The following is a 21,562-nucleotide window of genomic DNA, read 5'->3' as shown; positions in this document are numbered from 1 at the left end:
TAAGCTTATAATAAGAAAATTTTTATAAAAAAGGAGATGTAAAGATGGCAGAAGTTATCAATCCGGCAATTGTGCCGAAAGTGACACTTCCTTCCGGCGAGCAGGTTCCGTGTGTCGGAATGGGAACATTCGGTTCCGACCGTGTATCCGCAGAGGATGTATCTGCAGCTGTTGCAGGCGCGATCCGCAGTGGCTACCGTATGTTTGACTGTGCCGCATGTTACGGAAACGAGCATGAGATTGGCCAGGTATTTAAGGACGCTTTTGACGAAGGTGTTGTAGAGCGTAAGGATCTTTTTATCATGACAAAGGTATGGAATGACATGCACAGAAGAGTAGAGGAAGCCTGTGACAAGAGCATTAAGGATCTTCAGTGCGATTATGTGGATATGTATTTCATCCACTGGCCATTCCCGAACTATCATGCACCGGGATGTGATGTGGATTCCAGAAATCCGGATTCCAAACCCTTCAGTGTGGAGGAGTTTATGGATACATACCGCCAGTGTGAGGCGTTGGTAGAAAAAGGAAAGATCCGTTACATCGGTATTTCCAATATGACCATTCCGAAGCTTGAGGCAGTTCTTCCGCTTATGAAGATCAAACCTGCAACCTGTGAGCTTGAGCTTCATGTATGCTTCCAGCAGCAGGAGCTTTATGATTATCTGGTAGAGCATAACATCCAGCCGGTAGGCTATATGCCGATCGGTTCTCCACGCAGACCGGAGAGAGATATCTGCCCGGAGGATGTTGCGGATCTGGAGGTTCCGGAGATGCAGGCGATCGCAAAGGCACATGGTGTTCATCCGGCTCTGATCGCTCTGAAGTGGGCACATCAGAGAGGAGAGATCTCCATTCCGTTCTCTGTGCACAACTATGCAAGCAACCTGAAATGTGTCACAGAGGATCCCCTTACAGAGAAAGAAATGGCAACCATCGCAACTCTGGAAAAAGGCAACCGTCTTGTAAAAGGACAGGTATTTCTGTGGCATGGTGCCAGGGATTGGCATGACCTCTGGGACGAGGATGGCGTTATCGTAAAATAATAAAAGTGTTGCAGTAAAATCCCGTGTCCTATATGTCGGATGCGGGATTTGTTTGTATCTATAGCAATCCTCTAAAATAATGCATTTAAGAGGATTGCTATAATTTAGACTAAGAAACTCCGTTGTAAATTTTAACCAAACATGTTACCATATAGAAAGAATTAACAGTTATTGTTCACAGGAAGAACAGTAATATTTACCAATGAAAGTGACAGAGACCGGAAAAGAAATCTGTCAGGGGGATGTGCAATAAAAATAATAGGAACTGATCAGAGGGGGACAACAGAAATTATGTATCGTATTTTACTGGTAGATGATGAGATACTTGTTCGAGATGCGATCCGGGAGAATATTGACTGGAAAGCAATGGACTGTGAGCTGGTAGGAGACTGTGATAACGGGAAAGCAGCAGCGGAATTTGTGCAGAACCATCCGGTGGATATCGTGCTTACAGATATCCTTATGCCATATATGGATGGTATGGAACTGAGCCGTTTTCTCCATGACAATTATCCGGACATCGTGATCGTGATCTTCAGCGGATTCGGAGAATTCGAGTATGCCAAGAAGGCGATCCAGTATGGTGTCAGTGAATATATGCTGAAGCCTGTGACAGCCATGGAACTCAGAAATGTTATCGGAAAAATGAAAGAGAAAGTGGACCAGCAAAGAAAAGAAAAAGAGAAGCTGGAACGTCTGACACAGACTTCCGAGAATTATCAGAAAAACGCCATTGTGATCCGTTCCAGAGCGCTGCAGGGCTTTGTGGATAATATCAAGACACGGCAGGAAAGTCTGGAAGAGCTTGCAGCATTGGGAATCGATCTTGAGGCAGCATGCTATCGAGTGGCTGTTTTTGATCTGGATCTGTATTCGGACGGCAGTCAGCTTACTGCGGAGAAACGCCAGGAGAGTGCACTGATGTCTTTTGTTCTTTTTAATATCAGTGATGAGATCATCAGCAAAGAAAAAGCAGGAGTGGCATATCAGGCCGGAAATAACAAGGTCGGTGCTCTTTTCATGGGAAACCGTACCAGAGAGTTTGAACACAAGATCATGGAGATCTGCAGGACGATCCAGGATAAGCTGAAGGAACTGATGTCGCTGGATATTTCTATCGGTGTGGGAAGCTGGGCCAGAACCCAGCAGGAGCTTCGTGCATCCCATGAACTTGCAGAGAAAGCTATTGAATATCGTTATCTTCTTGGAGGAAGCCTTCTTATTGATATGGAAGAACAGCCGGAGGAAAAAAATCTTTCTATTAAAGCTTATGTAGAGAAGCTGGCAGCTGCTCTGAAAGTGGGTAAAAAGGAAAACGCAGAGCATATTCTGGAACAGATCTCTTCTGAGATCAAGGAAGCGCGGGTGGATAAGAGTCGTGCCTGCGTGTATCTTCAGCAGATCATCCGTGCAGCAGATGAGACCTGTGAGGATATGGTTCCGGACAACAGGCTTTTTTCCAAAAGAGAAGCACTTCTGCAGCAGGTTACGGAGCAGAATTCTTTTGACAGTGCTGTTGAACTGGTCAGGAATCATATCGGAGAGATTTTCCAGACACTTTCCGATGCAAACAGCTCCAGCGGACAGCGTCAGGCCAGACTTGCCCTGGATTATATCCAGAAGAATTATATGGATCCGGATTTAAGCCTGAACAGTATCTGTTCCTATCTGAATATTAGTACAAGCTATTTCAGTACGATCTTTAAGGATCTTACGGGAGAGACTTTTACAGAAGTTCTGATCCGTACCCGCATGGAGAAGGCGAAGGAGCTTCTGGAGAATACAACTATGAAGAATTATGAAATTGCCGAGAAAGTCGGATTTGCAGATCCCCATTATTTTGGGATCTCCTTCAAAAAAATGACCGGCTGCACACCAACAGAATATGCAAGGGAGAAACGTAAATGAGAGATATCCGGTTTGCGGCAAAGATCATAGGAAAATTTAAGAGTATCCAGAGTGCGATCTTTGCGGTAGTGACGGTGCTGCTTTTAAGTGCGGTGCTGGTCATAACAGGTGTTTCCATGAGATATACCCGCAATTCTATTTTTGAAAATTCTGCTGTCTACACCCAGAATATCGTGCAGCAGATGAATCAGAATATTGATTCCTATATTGATTACATGGAAAATATAGCCTATATGATCTCCAGTAACGAGGATGTACAGCAATATCTTTTTGGTGAAAATGTGGACAATGGAACAAGAGAGCGTCTGATCAATCAGTTCAAGACTATTCTGGATGGACGAAGTGATATCCGAAATCTTGGGATCATTGGAAGTAATGGACGGAAGCTGATCAACGACGGCAAACAGTCTGTGAATCCGGATCTGAAGCTTTCCACCCAGGAGTGGTATCTGGAAGCTTTACATAAGCCGGAAGGCCCGCTTCTTACATCTTCTCATGTACAGCATATCATCAGCGGAGAGCGTCCGTGGGTGATCACTTTAAGCAGGGGAATCCGTAATTTTTCCAACAGCGGTGAGAAAGAGGGAGTCTTTTTTATTGATCTGAATTACAGTGCCATCAGTGAACTTTGTGATCAGAATACGATCGGGAAAAGGGGATACGCATTCATTCTGGATGAAAGCGGAAATATTGTATACCATCCACAACAGCAGCAGCTTTACAATGAATTGCAGACTGAGAATATCGACCTGATCGTGAAATCAAAAGAAGATACGGTGCGTACCGAAAAGGGAAACAGAGGAAAGCTATATTCCATTTCCAGATCAAATAAAACCGGATGGACCGTTGTGGGCTGTATGAGCGTCAGCGAGCTTCTGCGCAAAAGCAATCAGGCACAGAGTATTTATGTGCTTATTTCCGCACTTCTGATGATCGTGGCACTGCTTTTTTCCAGATTTCTGGCAAAGAGTCTTACATATCCTCTTCAGCGTCTCAGAGATTCCATGTCCAGAGTACAGGAAGGGCATTTTGACGGAGCAGATGTGGAGATCGATTCAGAGAATGAGATCGGAAGCCTGACGAAATCTTTCAATGTGATGACACATAGGATACAGGATCTTATGGAGCAGAACGTGAAGGAACAGGAAGCAAAGAGAAAAAGTGAGCTTAAGGCCCTTCAGTCCCAGATCAATCCTCATTTTCTCTACAATACCCTGGATTCGATCATCTGGATGGCAGAGGGCAGAAAGTACGAAGAGGTTGTTCTGATGACAGCATCCCTGGCGCGTCTTCTTCGTCAGAGCATCAGTAATGAAGATGAAGTGGTTCCTCTTGCAAGGGAAGTGGAGTATGCCAAGGGTTATCTTACGATCCAGAAGATGCGTTACAAGGACAAGCTGGAATTCGAGATCGATGTAGAACCTTCTATATTAAATATCCCTCTGATCAAGCTGGTTCTCCAGCCGATCATTGAAAATGCCATCTATCATGGACTGAAATATAAAGAGAGTAAGGGACTTTTGCAGGTAAAAGGCTTTATGAAGGACGGAAATGCAGTTCTTCAGGTGATCGACAACGGTGTAGGTATGGATGAGGAAACATTGTCACATATTTATGATAAGCATAAGGTGAATTATCATTCCAATGGTGTGGGTGTTTACAATGTACAGAAACGTCTGAAGCTTTATTATGGAGAAAATTACGGGATCATCTATGAAAGTGAAAAAGGTGTCGGAACCACTGCCACGATCACCATTCCGGGAATACAGGAGGAATCAATATGAAAAAACATAGAAAACTCCTGACTTTAGGAGTGGTCATCTGCCTTGTGGCGGGGCTTGTAGCCGGAATAGTCTATTATAAACAGGTAGAAGAAGAGAGAAAACTATCGCTGATCTATATTCCGAAGGTTGTGGACGGTACCAACGATTTCTGGACATCACTGATCCAGGGGGCGGAGATGGCTGCAAAGGAATATAATGCAGATATCCGCGTATGGGCACCTGAGGAAGAGAATGATGTGGCTGGGCAGAACAAGCTGATCGAAAGGGCAATAGAAGAAAAACCGGACGCGATCCTGATCTCGCCGTCCAGCTTCACTGAATCCGACCAGCTTTTGAAGAAGGCAAAGGAACAGGGAATACATATCGCATTTATTGATTCCTACACACAGGAAGAGGTCCAGGATCTTACCGTTGCGACCGATAATCTGGAAGCGGGACAGATCCTTGGCAGGTTTGCGAAGGATCTTGTGGGAACGGATGATCAGATTGCGATCGTTTCACATGTAAAGGGTGTATCTACGGCAGTTGAAAGAGAAAAAGGTTTCCGGACAGGACTTGGCAGTCTGAAGGATAATATCGTAGATGTGGTATACTGTGATTCTCAGTATGACAAGTCCTATGAGCTTACAAAAGAGCTGATGAAAAAATATCCGGATCTCAAGATGATCGCGGGAATGAATGAATATTCCTCTGTAGGTGCTGCAAGAGCAGTAAAGGCAGCAAAAGCAGAGAATCGGATCAGGGTGGTGGGAGTAGACAGCTCACAGGAGGCCGTCCAGCTGATGGAACACGGAATCTTCCAGGGAATCGTTGTACAGAAGGCATTTAAAATGGGGTATGTGGGTGTTCGGGAAACTGTTAAGATGCTGCGTGGAGAAGACTATAAGAAGAATATTAATTCCGGGTGCCAGCTGGTGACTCCTGACAATATGTATACCAGTGAGATCGAAAAACTGCTTTTCCCGTTTAATACGTTAAAAACATATGGTGATCTTACACCGTAAATAGTCATAAATGCACAAAGAAAAGGGTTAAATATTTACCATACAGTAAATATTTAACCTTTTTTTGAAAGATATTCTATTACAATTATTGATTTTTGACGGTATTATAATAACCAAGAAAACACAAGATACGTGCAAAACGTGAGGAGGGTAAAAATTGGAAAACTTAAAACAAAATCCAATCGTTAAGAAGCTCGGATTGAACAGAATACTTCTTGTCTGTGTTCTGATTCTTATGTTCCTGGTTTTTAAAGTAGTTCTTGGAAACAAGTTTCCGGCTGTTGATAGTATCAAGTCTACTTTGAACTATGTGTACTTCCTGGGCTTCTTGTCACTTGGCGTTACATTCGTAATCGCTACAGGAGGAATTGATTTCTCCATCGGACCTGTAATGTTCTGCTGTGCACTGGTATCCGGTTACTGCATGACATCTTACAAGGTTCCCTGTGCAGTTGCCATGATCCTTTGCATTCTGATCGGTCTCTGCTTTGGTATTTTCAATGGCTGGATGGTTTCTTACATGTCAGTGCCACCATTCATTATTTCCATGGCATCCATGAACATTGCAAAAGGTATTGCTTCTGTATTCACAAAAACACAGTCTGTAAGCTGGCCGGCAGCCAGCGATGCAAACGGCTGGTTCCGTAATATCGTTTCCGTAAACGGCTTCCCTGTAGGAATCATTATCTTCCTGGGAATGGCAGTTATCTGCGGTATCGTTCTTTACAACACAAAACCGGGACGTTACATCCTCTGCCTTGGTTCCAACAAAGAGGCTGTCCGCCTTTCCGGTGTTAACACAAAGAAATGGGAAATGCTTGCTTATGTGATCTGCGGATTCCTGGTAGGTATTGGAGCACTCTTCTTTGTAGCTACATACACAACTGTTCAGCCTGGTTATGGCGATCAGTACAACAATGAGGCTATTGCAGGCTGCGTTATGGGTGGTACATCCATGGTTGGTGGACTTGCTTCCATCGGCGGTACTGTAATCGGCGTATTCATCATCTCTCTTCTTCAGCAGGGCATCATGGCATTTGGTCTTGGTAAAGGACAGCAGATGATCATCACAGGTATCATCGTTATCGTTGCAGTTTATATCGACGTTTCTGCAAGACGCAGAAAGAACTGATCTTAGAGGGAGGATGCGACAATGGGTGAAGTTATTTTAACTATGAAGGACATTGATAAGTCCTTTCCTGGAGTTCATGCTCTGGATCACGTTAATTTCGAAGTAAAACGCGGCGAAGTACATGCACTTATGGGAGAAAACGGTGCCGGTAAATCAACACTGATGAAGGTTCTTACCGGTATTTATCAGAAGGATTCAGGTTCCATCGTTTACAAAGGACAGGAAACAGAATTCCACAATACACGTGAGGCACAGGATGCCGGCGTTGTAATCGTACATCAGGAGCTGAACATGGTAGGTGATCTTACCGTTGCTCAGAACATCTTCATCGGACGTGAACCGAAAAAAGGTTTCCGCATTGATGACAAAAAGATGATCGAGGATTCAAAGAAGCTTTTCCAGGATCTGAACATTGAGATCAATCCGAAGGAAAAGATGAAAAACCTGACAGTCGGAAAACAGCAGATGTGTGAGATCGCAAAAGCAATCTCTCATAAAGCTGAGGTCATCATCTTCGATGAGCCTTCCGCAGCACTTACCGAGAAAGAGATCGCGGATCTGTTCGAGATCATCCGTGACCTTCGTAAGAAAAATCTTGGTATCGTGTATATCTCACACCGTATGGATGAGATCAAAACCATCACAGACCGTGTAACAGTCATGCGAGATGGTGGTTACGTAGGAACTCTCATCACAAAAGACAGTACAAAAGAAGATATCATCAACATGATGGTTGGTCGTGTTATTTATGAGGATCCGAAGCAGGAGAGTGCAGTTCCGGCAGATGCACCGGTAGTTCTTAAGGTTGAACATCTGAACGCAGGAAAGATGGTTCAAGATGTAAGCTTTGAACTGAAGAAAGGTGAGATCCTTGGTTTCTCAGGACTGATGGGTGCAGGACGTACCGAGACAGCCAGAGCACTGTTCGGAGCAGACCCGAAACAGAGTGGTAAGATCTCTGTTATGGGTAAAGATGGACAGCTTCACGAAGTTACCATCAACAGCCCGCAGGATGCTGTTAAATACGGTATCGGTTATCTGTCAGAGGACAGAAGAAGATACGGCTGTGTTGTACAGAAATCTGTAACAGAGAATACAACACTGGCAACAATGGAAGAGTTTACCAATGGTATCTTTATCAACAAAGCAAAAGAGAAAAAAGTTGCTGAGAAATATGTAAACGAACTTGCAACTAAGACACCTACTACAGACCAGCTGGTAGTTAACCTTTCCGGTGGTAACCAGCAGAAGGTAGTTATCGCAAAATGGCTGACACGAGACAGTGACATCCTTATTTTCGATGAGCCTACCAGAGGTATCGATGTTGGTGCTAAGAACGAAATCTACAAATTAATGAACAGACTGGCAGCAGAAGGAAAATCCATTATCATGATTTCTTCTGAGATGACGGAAGTTCTCCGAATGAGTGACCGTATCATCATCATGTGTGAGGGTAAAGTTACCGGATGTATTGATATCTCCGAGGCAACCCAGGAAAACATCATGGACAAGGCCACACGGAATATCGATTAAGGAGGAAAGTCATGACTAAGAAGAAAAAAAGTATTTTAAGTGATCAGAGATTTATTGTTTTGCTCGTTATCATTGTCCTGTGTGCAATATTCTCAGGCTTGAGTAAAGAATTCAGACAGTACACCACGATCCTGAGTATGCTGGATTTCTCATATTACGATCTTCTTATGGCGATCGGAGTTACATTCCCGCTTATCACTGGTGGTGTTGACCTGTCAATCGGAACTGGTATGGTAGCATACGCACTGATCGCCGGAACATTGATCAGAAACAACAATTGCCCGGTAGCTCTGGCAATGCTGATCTGTGTTGTTCTTGGTATCGCAGTCGGTGCACTGAACGGTGTACTGATCGGTGTTATGAACCTGCCGCCATTTTTGGCAACACTTTGTACCTGTATGATCACCCGTGGTGCCGGATCTCTCTGCAGTGCGACACCTTGGCCGGGACTTACACAGGATGGTGGATGGTTCCACACAATCTTTAAAGTAACTGTTGGTACAGGAAGAAGTGCTTCCCGTTATCCGCTTGGATTCCTGTGGATGGTCATTCTGGTTCTTCTTATGGAGTACATCCTGAACCACACCAAATTCGGTCGTTATACAATTGCAATCGGTTCCAACAAAGAGGCAGCAGCCCTTTCCGGAATCAATACAAAGTTCTATCACGTAATGGTATACGTTGTCTGCGGTCTGTTTACAGGTCTTGCAGCGATCGCATACGCAGCAGTAACACCTACTGTACAGCCTGGTACTGGTGCCGGACTTGAGATGGATGCTATCGGTGGTGTATTCGTTGGTGGTGTAGCAGCTACCGGTGGATATGGTTCCGTGATCGGTACATTCGTTGGTATCTTCGTCATCATGCTTCTGAAAACAGGTCTTCCATATATTGGCCTGCAGGCAAACTGGCAGCAGATCATCACCGGTATCGTTCTGATCGTAGCCGTTCTGATTGATATCCTGAAAGAGAAAAAAGCAGCTCACTGATAAGCAGTGAGATATAATGTGAAAAAGGGTGCTGTTCACAGAGAAATGTGACAGTACCCATTATCAAAGATGTGAAACGCCAAGGGGTAGCAATGGCGTATGAACATAAAAAAACTATATAATATATTTAAGGAGGAAATATTATATGAAAGCAAAAAAGGTTATGGCATTAATGCTCTGTGCAGCAATGGTAACAAGCATGAGCGCAACAGCAGCTTTTGCAGCTGAGGAGAAAGAAGATGCAGCAACAGAGGAATCCGCAGATTCCACAGCAGCTGAGGATCCTACCGCACAGTTCGACGGACTGAAAGCAAACGAAGCTTATGAGTTCCCGATGATGGTTAAATCTTTCCAGTCCACATACTGGGATGCAGCTCAGGAAGGTATGAAGAAAGCATCTAAGGAGCTGGGCGTTGATTATAAACCACAGGGACCGAACAGTGAGTCCGATATCGCTGACCAGGTTAACATGATCAACACAGCTATCGCTTCCAATCCTGTTGGATTAGGACTTGCAGCTTGTGATACATCTTCCGTTACAGATGCACTTAAGACATGTGCAGAAAAAGGAATCCCGGTTGTAACATTCGATACAGGTATCGCTGATGCTCCAGAGGGATCTGTAGTATGCGAGGTTTGTACAGACAACGCACAGGCTGGTGCAGTAGCAGCTGAGAATATGTACAACAGCATTAAAGACGTTGTTAAAGATGCTGACGGACAGGTTGTAATCGGTGAGGTTAACCAGGATGCAACAGCTCAGAATATCCAGCAGCGTGGTACAGGATTCATCAACAAGATGATCGAGCTTCTTCAGGCTGATGGAAAGACAGTTGCAGTAAGCGGCAACGAGTTCTATGTAAACGCAGCAGAGGGTGCTGACGCAGACGCTAAAGACGCTGACGTTGTTATCCAGGTAGCTGTTCCGGCACAGACAACTGTAGAGCTCTGCTCCACAGAGGCACAGGCAATCCTTTCCCAGGAGAACTGTATTGCAATCTTCGGTTCCAACCAGGTTTCCGCAGAGGGTGTTCTTGCAGCAAATGCTAACCTTAACGTTCTTGGTTCTGACCCGGCAAACGGTGATGTAGTTGGTGTTGGTTTCGATGCTGGTTCTATCATCAAAGCAGCTGTTAAAGATGGCACACTCGTTGGTGCTGTTACACAGTCTCCTCTTATGATGGGATACTATGCAATCTACGCTCTGACAGCAGCAGCAAACGGCCAGAAGCTTGAGGATGTTCCTACAGAGGGTTACTGGTATGATGCAACAAATATGGAAGACGAGAATATCGCTCCTAACCTTTATGACTAATCAAATCATATAATTGATAAGATCGTGAAGTTATAATGAACGCGGATTGCGTTCACGGACGTATGAAATAAGAGATCCGCTGGCTGATTCAGTCAGCGGATTTTTTAAACAAATAATGTAGTAGTTCATAAATAATCGCTGTATTATTGGCAAATAAAGACACTTTTTTTGACAAAAGAGGTTCTTATCACCGGAAGGATCCTGATGTATGATAAATACAACATCAGATATGAAAGTGATCAGAAGCTTACATATTGAGGAGGATTTAAAAATGGCAACATATTATTTAGCAGTAGATATCGGAGCATCCAGTGGACGTCACATTCTGGGACATATGGAAAACGGAAAAATGATCCTGGAAGAAATCTATCGTTTTGAGAACGGCATGGTTAAGAAGGATGGAGAGCTCTGCTGGGAGTTTGACCGCCTTTTCAACGAGATCGTAAATGGTCTTAAGAAATGTAAAGAGATCGGCAAGATCCCGGTAAGCATGGGTGTTGATACCTGGGGTGTTGACTTTGTGCTTCTAGACAAGGATGACAAGGTTCTTGGCAACACGGTAGGCTACCGTGATCATCGTACAGAGGGAATGGACGAGGAAGTTTATAAGACAATTTCCCTGAAAGATCTGTATGCAAGAACCGGTATCCAGAAAGCAATCTACAATACAGTATATCAGCTGATGGCAGTGAAGAAGAAACATCCTGAGTATCTGGAGCAGGCTGAGACACTTCTTCATGTACCGGACTACTTCCATTTTCTTCTTACAGGCGAAAAAACTTGCGAGTACACAGAGGCAACCACAGGACAGCTTGTATGCCCGACAACCAAGGACTGGGATTATGAGCTGATCGATATGCTGGGATATCCAAGAAAGATATTCCAGAAGCTGATCATGCCTAGCACAAGCATCGGACATTTAACAGACGCAGTGAAGGAAGCAGTTGGCTTTGATCTTGAGGTTGTAGCACCGGCTACACATGATACAGGGTCTGCAGTTCTGGCTGTGCCTGCAAATGATGACGATTTCATTTATATCAGTTCCGGAACATGGTCTCTGATGGGAATCGAGAGAAAAGAAGCAGACTGCTCTGAGAAGAGCTGTGAGATGAACTTCACAAACGAGGGTGGATATGCAGGACGTTTCCGTTATCTGAAGAACATCATGGGTCTCTGGATGATCCAGTCTGTACGTCATGAGTTTGATGATGCGTACAGCTTTGCACAGATCTGCGAGATGGCTGAGGAGGCAAAAGACTTCCCGTCAAGAGTAAACGCAAACGATGAGTGCTTCCTTTCTCCTGAGAACATGACAAAAGAGGTTCAGGACTACTGCCGCAGAACAGGACAGCAGGTTCCGGAAACTCTTGGCGAGATTGCAACCGTTATCTATACAAGCCTTGCAGATTGCTACGCTAAGATCGCAAAAGAAATCGAGGAGATGACAGGAAGAACCTACAGCCGTATCCATATCGTAGGCGGTGGTTCCAATGCAGGATACTTAAATGAGCTGACTGCAAAAGCTACAAAGAAAGAAATCCATGCAGGCCCTGGTGAGGCTACTGCAATCGGTAATATCACAGCACAGATGCTGAAGGCCGAGGAGTTTAAAACGATCGAGGAGGCTCGTACAACCATCCATGAGTCCTTCGGTATTAAAGTATACAAAGCATAAATAATTGGAGGTCTTATTATGTTAGTTAACACAAAGGCAAAAGTTGGTGTATTTTCAATTGCTTTAGGCGCATATCTTCCGCAGTTTCCGTCACTGGTGCCGGAATTTGAGGCACAGTACGACGCATTCAAGAAAACGATCCCGGATACAGTAGAGATCGTTGACGGCGGAATGGTGACAACAAAAGAGCAGGCAATGGTGGCAGGAGATAAGTTCCGTGCAGCAGATGTTGACCTTGTATTTCTTCAGATGCTGACATACGCAACATCCTACAACATGCTTCCGGCGATCCGTGATCTGGATGTTCCGGTTGTTCTTGTAAACGTTCAGAAGATCAAAGCGCTGGATTATGAGCACACTGACATTGCCTCCTGGCTGGGTGAAGGCTATGCATGCGGTGCTGTAGGCGAGGCAGTTGCTGACCTTGAGAGAGCAGGCAAGAGACATGCGGTTATCACAGGCGTTGTAGAAGGCGGAGATCCTGCAGTTCAGGCTGAGATCGAAGACTGGTGCAAGGCTGCTCAGGTAAGAAGAAGATTCCGTGAGACTAACATTGCGCAGATCGGAAGACCATATCCGGGTATGATGGATCTGTATATTGATGAGACAAACCTCTATAACAGAATGTTCCTCTACACAAAACAGTTCGACTGGGAGAAGATGTGGGCGATCGCTGATGATATTACAGATGAGGAGGCAATCCGTGCAAAAGCACAGGATATCCTTGATACATTCGATATTGAGGGCGGCGGCACCATTGAGAAAGTATGGGATATGGCCAAATACGTTGTTGCTTTTGAGAAATGGGTAAAAGACGAGCATCTTGGAATGATCGCTTCCCATTACGACGGATTTGCACAGGGTAAAGCAGGTGTCCTTGACAGTATGCTGATCCCGGCATTCTCCATGCTGATCAAACAGGGTACTGCATGTGCGGTAGAGGGTGACATGAAGGTTGCCATGGCAATGAGTATCTTAAAGACAATTTCCGGTACAGGTCAGCTTTCTGAGATGTACTCCATCGACTTCAATGATGACATCTGCATCATCGGACATTCCGGAAGCGGTGACGCGGACATCTCTGACAAGAAGCCAACCATGAAGATCGTAAAAGTATTCCATGGCAAAACAGGCGGCGGATATCTGACACAGTTCTATCCGTACACAGGTCCGGTGACCTACCTTGCGATCACTCAGGATAAAGACGGAAACTTCAAATTCGTTGTAGCTGAGGGCGTAAACGAGGAGGGACCGATCCTTTCCTTCGGTGATACAAACATGAGAACACGCTTCACATGCGGAGCAAGAGAGTTCGTTAACCGCTGGAGCGAGGCTGGCCCGACACATCATATGGCAGCTGCTACAGGAAGACACATCGATACGATCCTGAAGGTTGCAAAAATCTTTAACGTACCGGTAGATATCGTGACAAGATAAATTCTTTCTTATGTATTCAACCTAAAACATATTCAAAAAAGGAGACTGCGCGGAGCGGTCTCCTTTTTCAGTGGGAAAAATAAGATAAAAAAGATCTGCCGGAAATGCAGCAGGCAGATTCGGCAGATCAAAGCTTTGGATTTTTATTTATTTTTTATGCATAAGTGTGTGCTCCTTGAGAAGCTCATCGTGCAGCTGGACGGAAGACCAGTGCTGAGTTACCGGTGTGAGCATGGCCTTCAGTGCAACAGGCGGGAGCTGGTTTTCACGGAAAAAAGCAAGAAAACCATCCATCTGTGCACTGGAAAAATCCTTCAGCACGATCATCTCATTGTTGAAATTGCTTCCCAGATTAAACTGGGATGAGGGATGAAATCCCGGAATCTCAAAAAGATATCCCAGCGGATGAAGAAATTCCGGAGCAGTGACGATCCGTGTCTTAACCTTCTGACGGTTCAGATAGCGGCGGATCTGGCGAAACCGTTCCGGGTCGCTAAAATTATATAAAAGAGCTTCTGGCTGTGTATTCATATAGTGTCATACCTCATTTCTGAATAAAGATTTTTGTGGAACGTAAGTTACTTTTCACGATGTGCAGGGAACCGGATCTCAACATCCGTCCCCTCTCCAGGCTTGCTGGAATAAGTGAGTCCGTAATTATTTCCATAGAGAATTTGGAGTCTCCGGTGGGTATTATAAACTGCGATATTGGTGCCGCCGGACTGGCTTTTTCCCTTTCCGGAAAGGATAGTTGACAGGATTTCCGGCGAAATCCCAACACCGTCATCGGAAATCAGAAGAACAATATCCTCATTTTCCATCCATCCGGTAATAACAATAGTTCCGGATTTTGATTCTTTTTCCAGGATCCCGTGAAGAATGGAATTTTCCACAACAGGCTGAAGAGTCAGCTTCGGGATCTGGTATTCTGAAAGCTCATCCGGGATATCCGTGATCAGCTCAATGCTGTCGTGGTAGCGCATATTCTGAAGCTGCACGTAGATGGTTACATGCTCCAGCTCCCTTGCAATGGTAGAGATTCCTTTTTTGCGGCTCAGAGTCAGCTTATAAAAACGGGAAAGACTTTGCACTGCGTGACTGATCTCATCGGTCTGTCCCTGCAGTGCCATCCAGTTGATCATATCCATGGTATTATAAAGAAAATGCGGATTGATCTGTGCCTGGAGGGAATTGAATTCTGCGATCCGGAGATCTTCTGCAGCCTTAGCCTGCTTCTCCATCAGTTCCTCCATTTTTTGAGTCATATAGTTGTAGGTATCGATAAGATTACCGATCTCATCATGTGCCTGTGGACTTTCCATAGGAGTAGGCGGGCCGTGGCGGACGGTCTGCATCTGCCGGATCACAGAAGAAAGTCTTCCGGTAATGGAATGAGCCAGTACATTGGCAAAAATCAGAGCCAGAACCAGAAAAACTGCATAGATCAGTACGATCTGGACCATCAGTCGGTTGCTCGCATGGATCAGCGGCGGGGAAGGAAGGACCGTTACCATAAACCAGTCCGTATTGGAAATGCTGTAAAAACCGGCATAAACCTTTGTGTCCAGAATGTTCCGCTCAATGAAGTTATTGGAAGACATAAAGGAAGCCTTGATGGTGTCGTAATCCAGTTGGTAGATTCCGGATAATGACAAATCTGAGGTAGCAACAATGGCATCACGTTCGTTTACAATATATGAAACACTTCCTTCCAGAGATAGATTGTCGGAAAGAATGGAAGTAAGCTTGTCATCGGAATAATACACTGCCAGATAAGCCTTATAGGCAGTGGAGTGATAATAAAGGCTTAAAGGGCAGATATATGCCATATCACCATAATTCTTTTTTTCCCTGGGACCAAGATAGAAGGAAGGACAGAACATTTCCTGGGTGTTCCGGTTTCCCTGAAAGATACCGTACCAGTAGGTACCTTTCGCCTGACTTAAGGGAGCAAGGATATTCTTAGTGTTGGGATAAGTATCCAGTGTCTTCAGATCATCAGGAAAATCCACATAGATCTGTACATCGGTAACAATGGAATCTGTGGTCAGACGCTGAACGGCATTTTTAAAATCAGTGGCATGGTTAGATGTTGCAAGCTGTTCTGCTGAATCGCTGACCGGCATATAAAAAAGTTCCTGAAAAAAATTCTGTCCTGTAATATTCCGGGTAGTAGCGAGGATCGTATCCATAGTCCGTTCGATCAGAGGTGCAGTTTTTGCGGAGGCGTCCTGTTCCTGCCGGATGGTATTGGAAACCACCATGCTATAAAGTCGTCCATAAAAAAGAAAGGCGGTAAGACAGGCAGGAATTACCACAATGCTGATCAGGGCAATGGTGAATTTTGTCTGCAGGTTTAAATTCAGGTAGCCGTTTTTGAAACGGCGCCAGAGGGCCCTCATGACATTTTCTCCCGGTATTCAGACGGGGAAAAGCCGGAGTATTTTTTGAAGCTTTTTCCGAAGTAATTGCCATCCGTATAGCCTACCTTGGAAGAAATCTCGGAAATCTTGTATTTGGGATCGGAAAGCAGCTGCTTGGCCTTTTCCATTCGGTATTCTGTCAGATATTGATTGAGAGTCTGTCCGGTCTCACTTTTGAAAAAAGTGCATACATAAGATGCGGAAAGGTATACATGGCCGCTGATATCTTTTACGGAAAGTGTATCGTTCATATAGTTCCGGCTGATATAATCCTTGATCATAAAGATCGTGGAATTTTCCGGCTGGGAATTTTTCGCATCTTCAAAATACTGGGCGGTTTTTTCTTTCAGAGCTTTGTGAAGCTCTTCGTAGGTGAAGGCGTTGTTTAACGTATCTACGATCAGATCCTGCTTTTCATGAAGTTCGGTTTCCAGCTGATTTTTTTTACGGGAAGCCGAAAGTGTATTAAATAGCTGGTAATAAAGATCACGGATCTGGTTAGGCATAAATGTGTGATTGCAGCTATAATACCGGAAAAGCTCATCAAGAAACTGAAAACAGGGTTCTTCTTCTCCGGCCAGGAGATATTTGGAAAAAGTATTTTCCGGTGAATGCAGGGAATCCGGAACCGGTCCCTTCGGTGAAAGCAGGCGGATGGCATTTTCCGTTAGAAATGTTTTTTCCGGAAAGAAAAAACAGTTCTGCAGAAGGATCACGGCAGAAGCGTAGGACTGATAAACCCTGAAAATATCCGTTACGGTATTTCCGGCTGCGATCAGATGCTTTCCGCAGGTGTCATATTGTCTGGAAATATAGCTTCCCACTGCGGAAAGGGTAGTCGGGGAAAGGGCATTCCTTCCATATATATGGTGGACCAGATACTGAACTCTTTTTTCCACAAAAAGACATTTCAGATGGTAATGCTCCAGAAAACAGGAAATGTCGTTCTGGAGATCTTCCAGGAAAATACCGGAAGCCTCCACAGATTCATTAAGCTTTACGATCACAGAGGTAAAATTCATGCCGTTCTCAAGAAGCTCCGGTTGCCCCAGTTCCAGACAGAGATCTGCAATTTTGTTGTTATCGGAAGGTGGAAGAGTCAGCTGCTGTGCCAGCCGGGTAGCGATTTCCTGAGAATGGATCGCTTCACCACGATGGGAGCGGAGCTTTTGTTTGTAAAGAGTCTGCGCTTCCAGAACTGCCGCCTGTACTTCCTCGGGATGCAGAGGCTTTTCGATGTAATTGATGGCTTTTAGTTTGATGGCAGCTTTCAGATACTCTTTGTCAGAATATCCGCTCATAAAGATAGGGATACTGTCCGGCAGGAATTTCTCCAGACGCTCCAGCATGGCAATGCCTGTCATCCGCGGCATCCGTACATCGCAGAGAATGATCTCAGGTTTATACAGTCTGGCCATTTCCAGTCCGTTCACACCATCATCTGCCTGAAGGACCTCGGTGATCCCCAGAGAATCCCAGTCGATAGATGAGATCAGTCCGGTACGCGTAAGTTCTTCGTCATCGACGATCAGTAATTTCATATACAATTCTCCAATCGAGCATAGCTTCGTAAATCGGACGTTTACAGTTCTGTTTATATTCCCAGAAAACTGTAACGTCAGCGTTATCATTATAGCATAAAGTATATAGAAATACGAGAATGGGACAATGGTTTATGAGTAATATTTTACAGGGAAAAGAAGAATATTTTACCCTTATCCAAAAATATTCCCATTATCAACCTGTGGGCCGGATGATAGAATATAATCAGATTAAAGGAAAGGGAGGAGAAAGAGCCGTGTCAGAATATGTTCTTGAATTAAAAGGTATTACGAAGATATTCCCCGGTGTCAAAGCTCTGAATAATGTACAGTTCCAGCTCAAGCCTGGTGAGGTTCACGCACTGATGGGTGAGAACGGTGCTGGTAAATCTACGTTTATCAAGGTTATTACCGGAGTACATAAGGCAGAAGAGGGTGAGATGTTCTTAAACGGACAGAAGGTTGACTTCAAAGGTCCGAAGGATGCCCAGGAGGCAGGTATCGCTGCCGTATATCAGCACCCTACATCATATCCGCATCTTACAGTAGCCGAAAATATTTTTATGGGTCATGAGATCATTAAACATCATATGATCCAGTGGAAAGAGATGAATCAGGAGGCAAACAAGTACCTGAAGGAGCTGGATGCAGACTTTGACGCAACAGCAGAGATGGGTACACTTTCTGTTGCACAGCAGCAGATGGTCGAGATCGCCAAGGCACTTTCCACAAATGCGAAGATCATCATTCTGGATGAGCCGACAGCAGCACTTACCAGAAACGAGTCCGAGAAGCTTTACACACTGGTTGACAAGCTGAAAGAGAATGGTGTTTCCATTATCTTTATCTCCCATCGTTTCGAAGATATGTACCGTCTGGCTTCCAGAGTTACCGTATTCCGTGATTCTCAGTATATCGGAACCTATGATGTAAACGGGATCACAAACGCAGATCTGATCAAGGCAATGGTTGGACGTGAGATCAATGATCTGTTCCCGAAGCCGGAGGTTAAGCTGGGAGATGAGATGCTTCGTATTGAACATCTTTCCAGAACAGGATTTTTCAAGGATGTTTCCTTCAATGTACGTGCAGGCGAGATCGTAGGTCTTACCGGTCTGGTCGGTGCAGGACGTACAGAGGTTATGGAAGCTGTCAGCGGAATCACCCATCCGGACGAAGGAAAGGTTTTCCTTGAGGGAAAAGAGGTTTATATCAAGACTCCTTCCGAAGCAATGGAAAAAGGTATCATTCTTCTTCCTGAGGACAGACAGAAGCAGGGCCTTGTCATGAGCTGGGGCCTTGGAAGAAACGTAACCCTTCCGATCATCAGCAAATATGCAAAATCCGGATTCAATGACGAGAAAGCAGAAAGAGAGCTTTCCAAGAAGCTTCTTGAAGAAGTAGATACCAAGGCTGTTGATATTTTCCAGCCTGCAAGCTCACTGTCCGGTGGTAACCAGCAGAAGGTTGTTGTTGCCAAGGCACTTGCTCAGGAAATGAAGGTCGTTATCATGGATGAGCCGACAAAGGGTGTCGATGTTGGTGCAAAAGCCGAGATCTATGCGATCATGGGAGATCTTGCGAAGAAGGGCTATGCCATCATCCTGATCTCTTCCGAGATGCCTGAGATCCTTGGAATGTCTGACCGTATCATCGTTATGTGCAACGGACGTAAGACAGGTGAACTGAACAGGGGAGAGGCAACACAGGAAGGAATCCTTGAGCTGTCCATGGAAAAGAGCACTGGAAAGGGGACTAAATAATGGAAAAGAAATCTGTTATCAAGAAGATTACAGGCTCCCGAGAGGCTCTGCTGGCAATTATCGTGGTCGTGCTGTTTGCCGTTGTCACAGTGATCAGCCCGTCATTCCTTACGCCGAAGTCACTCATGGAGATGCTGAAAAATAATGCAGTAACAATGGTAATGTCACTTGGTATGCTGTGTGTCATGCTGGTAGGCGGAATCGATATTTCCATCATGTCAACTCTGGCACTTTCCGGTATGTCCATCGGTATGCTCCTGAAATACGGACATATCACAAGTACATTACTTGCTTTCATCATTGCAATGGCGATCGGTATTGCCTGCGGACTGGTTGTAGGTCTTGTGATTTCAAGAGCAAACGTTCCGCCTATCATTGCAACCATGGGCTTTATGTACATCTACAGAGCAATGGGTTATCTTGTTTCCCACGGTGGTGAGTGGGCAAGTGCCGCAGCTCTTGGTGAGTTTAAGAATTTTGCAACAACCAGCTTCCTTGGGATCAACAAGGTTATCTGGGTGATCATCGTATGCTATGTGGTATTCTTCTTCTTTATGAAATGGACAAGAACAGGACGAAGGATCTACGCAGTAGGAAGTAATGCAAGCGCAGCACAGGTTTCCGGTATCAATGCAAAGAATATCAACCTTCTTGTATATGTGATCATGGGATTCCTCGCAGGTCTTGGCGGAGCACTTCAGGTATCTGTTTATGCTTCTGCAATGCCTGATATGCAGTACGGCGGTGAGATGGATGTTATCGCAGCCTGCGTTATCGGTGGTGTAAGCATGAGCGGTGGACGTGGAACCGTAGTAGGTGCATTCCTCGGTTCCATTATCCTTGCAACGATCGCAAAAGCTCTTCCGCTTGTAGGTATCAGTTCACTGTGGCAGAACATGATCAAGGGTGTTATCATCCTGGTAGTAGTTGTGATCAACGTTGTTCTGCAGAGAATCGCAGATAAAAACGCATTAAAGGGAAGGGAGATGTAAATCATGGCTGGAAAATCTGGAAGAAGTATTAACAATGTGCCGGAAAATCCGATGAAACACATCATATTCAGTTGGGAAGGCATCCTGGTCATTCTCTTTATCCTGGTAAATATTTTCTGCGCATCATTTTCTGAGTTTTATAATATGAAGAGTGTTCTTCGTCAGATGCCGGTTTACCTTGCAGAGGTATTCATGATGTTTCCAATGGCGTACATCCTGGTATTAGGCGAGATCGATATTTCCGTAGGTGCGATCGTGTGTCTCTCCGCTACATTAAGCTGTATGGTTTGCAACACAAACGCTCCGTTCATTGTAGTAGTACTTACAGCACTGGTTGTTGGTGCCCTCTGTGGTGCGGTTAACGGATTTATCCTTACCCGTTTCAAGGAGCTGCCTCCAATGATCGTAACACTGGCAACACAGATCATCTTCCGTGGTATCGCTGAGGTAACACTTGGAGCCGGCGGAAGTATTGCGATCACAAACACAGATGGCTTCCGTGCTATCGGTGGAAAGGTTGGAAATATTCCATATATTCTTTTCCTGGTGCTGATCCTTGGTGTACTTTTTGCGATCTTTCTTGGAAAGAGCACATTCGGACGCCGTACATATGCGATTGGAACAAACCGTGTGGCAGCTTATTACGCAGGTGTTCACGTAGAGAAGATCCGTTTCATCATCTACACAGTTATGGGACTTATGTCCGGACTTTGCGCAGTATTCCTGGTATCCTCTTCCTACGGTGCAAATACAACAACCGGTAACGGATTTGAGATGGATGCCATTGCAATGGCAGTATTCGGAGGTATCTCCTCCACAGGTGGTAAAGGTAACCTGGCCGGCGGTATCATTTCTGCATTCATCATCGTATGCTTACGAGTTGGCCTTGGACAGAAGAACGTAAATGCTCAGGTGATTCTTCTCATCATCGGTGTACTTCTGGTAGCAGCAGTAGCTCTTCCGAATATCATCGGCGATGTGAAAAAAGCAGTCGCAATGAAGAAAAACTAATATCACTTT

16 protein-coding genes are annotated in these 21,562 nt (G+C 44.9%); 13 read left to right on the top strand and 3 right to left on the bottom strand.

The genetic code is table 11. The annotated features are described in order from the left end of the window. The first annotated feature begins 44 nt into the window (after positions 1-44). From LI091_RS02225 to LI091_RS02180, 10 genes are all read left to right on the top strand, one after another. The gene (locus LI091_RS02225; RefSeq protein WP_015527305.1) at positions 45-1,046 is read left to right on the top strand and encodes an aldo/keto reductase; all 1,002 of its coding nucleotides are present in this window, start codon (positions 45-47) and stop codon (positions 1,044-1,046) included. Positions 1,047-1,337: 291 nt separating this feature from the next. After that, on the top strand, positions 1,338-2,954 hold the full coding sequence (locus tag LI091_RS02220; protein ID WP_173733394.1) for a response regulator: 1,617 nt from the start codon (positions 1,338-1,340) through the stop codon (positions 2,952-2,954). After that, positions 2,951-4,738, top strand: coding sequence for a cache domain-containing sensor histidine kinase (locus tag LI091_RS02215; RefSeq protein ID WP_195656875.1), 1,788 nt, complete (start codon positions 2,951-2,953; stop codon positions 4,736-4,738). The genes LI091_RS02220 and LI091_RS02215 overlap by 4 nt, the downstream gene beginning before the upstream one ends. After that, positions 4,735-5,742: a substrate-binding domain-containing protein gene (locus LI091_RS02210; protein ID WP_022427197.1), complete on the top strand. Its 1,008-nt coding sequence runs from the start codon at positions 4,735-4,737 to the stop codon at positions 5,740-5,742. The genes LI091_RS02215 and LI091_RS02210 overlap by 4 nt, the downstream gene beginning before the upstream one ends. 157 nt (positions 5,743-5,899) lie before the next feature. Then, positions 5,900-6,874, top strand: a complete 975-nt coding sequence (locus tag LI091_RS02205; protein WP_021652142.1) for an ABC transporter permease — start codon at positions 5,900-5,902, stop codon at positions 6,872-6,874. 21 nt (positions 6,875-6,895) lie between these two features. Beyond that, on the top strand, positions 6,896-8,407 hold the full coding sequence (locus LI091_RS02200; RefSeq protein ID WP_118608416.1) for a sugar ABC transporter ATP-binding protein: 1,512 nt from the start codon (positions 6,896-6,898) through the stop codon (positions 8,405-8,407). 11 nt (positions 8,408-8,418) lie between these two features. After that, positions 8,419-9,396 carry an ABC transporter permease gene (locus LI091_RS02195; RefSeq protein ID WP_118608415.1) on the top strand — a complete coding sequence of 326 codons (978 nt, stop codon included), beginning with the start codon at positions 8,419-8,421 and terminating at the stop codon, positions 9,394-9,396. Between the two features lie 145 nt (positions 9,397-9,541). Next, a complete protein-coding gene (locus tag LI091_RS02190; protein ID WP_265190742.1) occupies positions 9,542-10,711 on the top strand; it encodes a substrate-binding domain-containing protein in 1,170 nt (389 codons plus the stop codon). A gap of 271 nt (positions 10,712-10,982) precedes the next feature. Then, the gene (gene rhaB, locus LI091_RS02185; protein ID WP_015527297.1) at positions 10,983-12,386 is read left to right on the top strand and encodes a rhamnulokinase; all 1,404 of its coding nucleotides are present in this window, start codon (positions 10,983-10,985) and stop codon (positions 12,384-12,386) included. An 18-nt stretch (positions 12,387-12,404) separates the two neighbouring features. After that, positions 12,405-13,823: an arabinose isomerase gene (locus LI091_RS02180; RefSeq protein ID WP_118368701.1), complete on the top strand. Its 1,419-nt coding sequence runs from the start codon at positions 12,405-12,407 to the stop codon at positions 13,821-13,823. A 147-nt stretch (positions 13,824-13,970) separates the two neighbouring features. Here the strand turns inward: LI091_RS02180 and LI091_RS02175 are convergent, their stop codons facing one another. The 3 genes from LI091_RS02175 to LI091_RS02165 are packed head-to-tail and all read right to left on the bottom strand — an operon-like array spanning position 13,971 to position 17,787. Continuing rightward, positions 13,971-14,354 carry a DUF3783 domain-containing protein gene (locus LI091_RS02175; RefSeq protein ID WP_265190741.1) on the bottom strand — a complete coding sequence of 128 codons (384 nt, stop codon included), beginning with the start codon at positions 14,352-14,354 and terminating at the stop codon, positions 13,971-13,973. A gap of 47 nt (positions 14,355-14,401) precedes the next feature. Next, on the bottom strand, positions 14,402-16,225 hold the full coding sequence (locus LI091_RS02170; protein ID WP_265190740.1) for a sensor histidine kinase: 1,824 nt from the start codon (positions 16,223-16,225) through the stop codon (positions 14,402-14,404). After that, positions 16,222-17,787, bottom strand: a complete 1,566-nt coding sequence (locus LI091_RS02165; protein WP_265190739.1) for a response regulator transcription factor — start codon at positions 17,785-17,787, stop codon at positions 16,222-16,224. The genes LI091_RS02170 and LI091_RS02165 overlap by 4 nt, the downstream gene beginning before the upstream one ends. A gap of 257 nt (positions 17,788-18,044) precedes the next feature. Between LI091_RS02165 and LI091_RS02160 the strand changes: the two genes are divergently transcribed. Genes LI091_RS02160 through LI091_RS02150 form a run of 3 tightly spaced genes read left to right on the top strand, consistent with a single transcriptional unit; the run spans position 18,045 to position 21,553 of the window. After that, the gene (locus LI091_RS02160; protein ID WP_265190738.1) at positions 18,045-19,550 is read left to right on the top strand and encodes a sugar ABC transporter ATP-binding protein; all 1,506 of its coding nucleotides are present in this window, start codon (positions 18,045-18,047) and stop codon (positions 19,548-19,550) included. Continuing rightward, positions 19,550-20,542, top strand: a complete 993-nt coding sequence (locus tag LI091_RS02155) for an ABC transporter permease (protein ID WP_059086065.1) — start codon at positions 19,550-19,552, stop codon at positions 20,540-20,542. Before LI091_RS02160 ends, LI091_RS02155 begins: the two co-directional genes overlap by 1 nt. Positions 20,543-20,545: 3 nt before the next feature. Continuing rightward, on the top strand, positions 20,546-21,553 hold the full coding sequence (locus tag LI091_RS02150; RefSeq protein ID WP_092068559.1) for an ABC transporter permease: 1,008 nt from the start codon (positions 20,546-20,548) through the stop codon (positions 21,551-21,553). The last annotated feature ends 9 nt before the right edge of the window (positions 21,554-21,562 follow it).

Origin of the sequence: Blautia sp. MSK20_18 (genome assembly GCF_020553125.1) — a bacterium.
GTDB lineage: Bacteria > Bacillota > Clostridia > Lachnospirales > Lachnospiraceae > Blautia_A > Blautia_A fusiformis.
This window is presented reverse-complemented; position numbering and strand designations above follow the sequence as displayed.

Excerpts from the sequence above, each read along its gene's own strand:
- LI091_RS02225 (WP_015527305.1), top strand. The coding sequence starts at position 45 with ATGGCAGAAGTTATCAATCCGGCAATTGTGCCGAAAGTGACACTTCCT.
- LI091_RS02220 (WP_173733394.1), top strand. The coding sequence starts at position 1,338 with ATGTATCGTATTTTACTGGTAGATGATGAGATACTTGTTCGAGATGCG.
- LI091_RS02215 (WP_195656875.1), top strand. The coding sequence starts at position 2,951 with ATGAGAGATATCCGGTTTGCGGCAAAGATCATAGGAAAATTTAAGAGT.
- LI091_RS02210 (WP_022427197.1), top strand. The coding sequence starts at position 4,735 with ATGAAAAAACATAGAAAACTCCTGACTTTAGGAGTGGTCATCTGCCTT.
- LI091_RS02200 (WP_118608416.1), top strand. The coding sequence starts at position 6,896 with ATGGGTGAAGTTATTTTAACTATGAAGGACATTGATAAGTCCTTTCCT.
- LI091_RS02195 (WP_118608415.1), top strand. The coding sequence starts at position 8,419 with ATGACTAAGAAGAAAAAAAGTATTTTAAGTGATCAGAGATTTATTGTT.
- LI091_RS02190 (WP_265190742.1), top strand. The coding sequence starts at position 9,542 with ATGAAAGCAAAAAAGGTTATGGCATTAATGCTCTGTGCAGCAATGGTA.
- rhaB (WP_015527297.1), top strand. The coding sequence starts at position 10,983 with ATGGCAACATATTATTTAGCAGTAGATATCGGAGCATCCAGTGGACGT.
- LI091_RS02180 (WP_118368701.1), top strand. The coding sequence starts at position 12,405 with ATGTTAGTTAACACAAAGGCAAAAGTTGGTGTATTTTCAATTGCTTTA.
- LI091_RS02175 (WP_265190741.1), bottom strand. The coding sequence starts at position 14,354 with ATGAATACACAGCCAGAAGCTCTTTTATATAATTTTAGCGACCCGGAA.
- LI091_RS02170 (WP_265190740.1), bottom strand. The coding sequence starts at position 16,225 with ATGAGGGCCCTCTGGCGCCGTTTCAAAAACGGCTACCTGAATTTAAAC.
- LI091_RS02165 (WP_265190739.1), bottom strand. The coding sequence starts at position 17,787 with ATGAAATTACTGATCGTCGATGACGAAGAACTTACGCGTACCGGACTG.
- LI091_RS02155 (WP_059086065.1), top strand. The coding sequence starts at position 19,550 with ATGGAAAAGAAATCTGTTATCAAGAAGATTACAGGCTCCCGAGAGGCT.
- LI091_RS02150 (WP_092068559.1), top strand. The coding sequence starts at position 20,546 with ATGGCTGGAAAATCTGGAAGAAGTATTAACAATGTGCCGGAAAATCCG.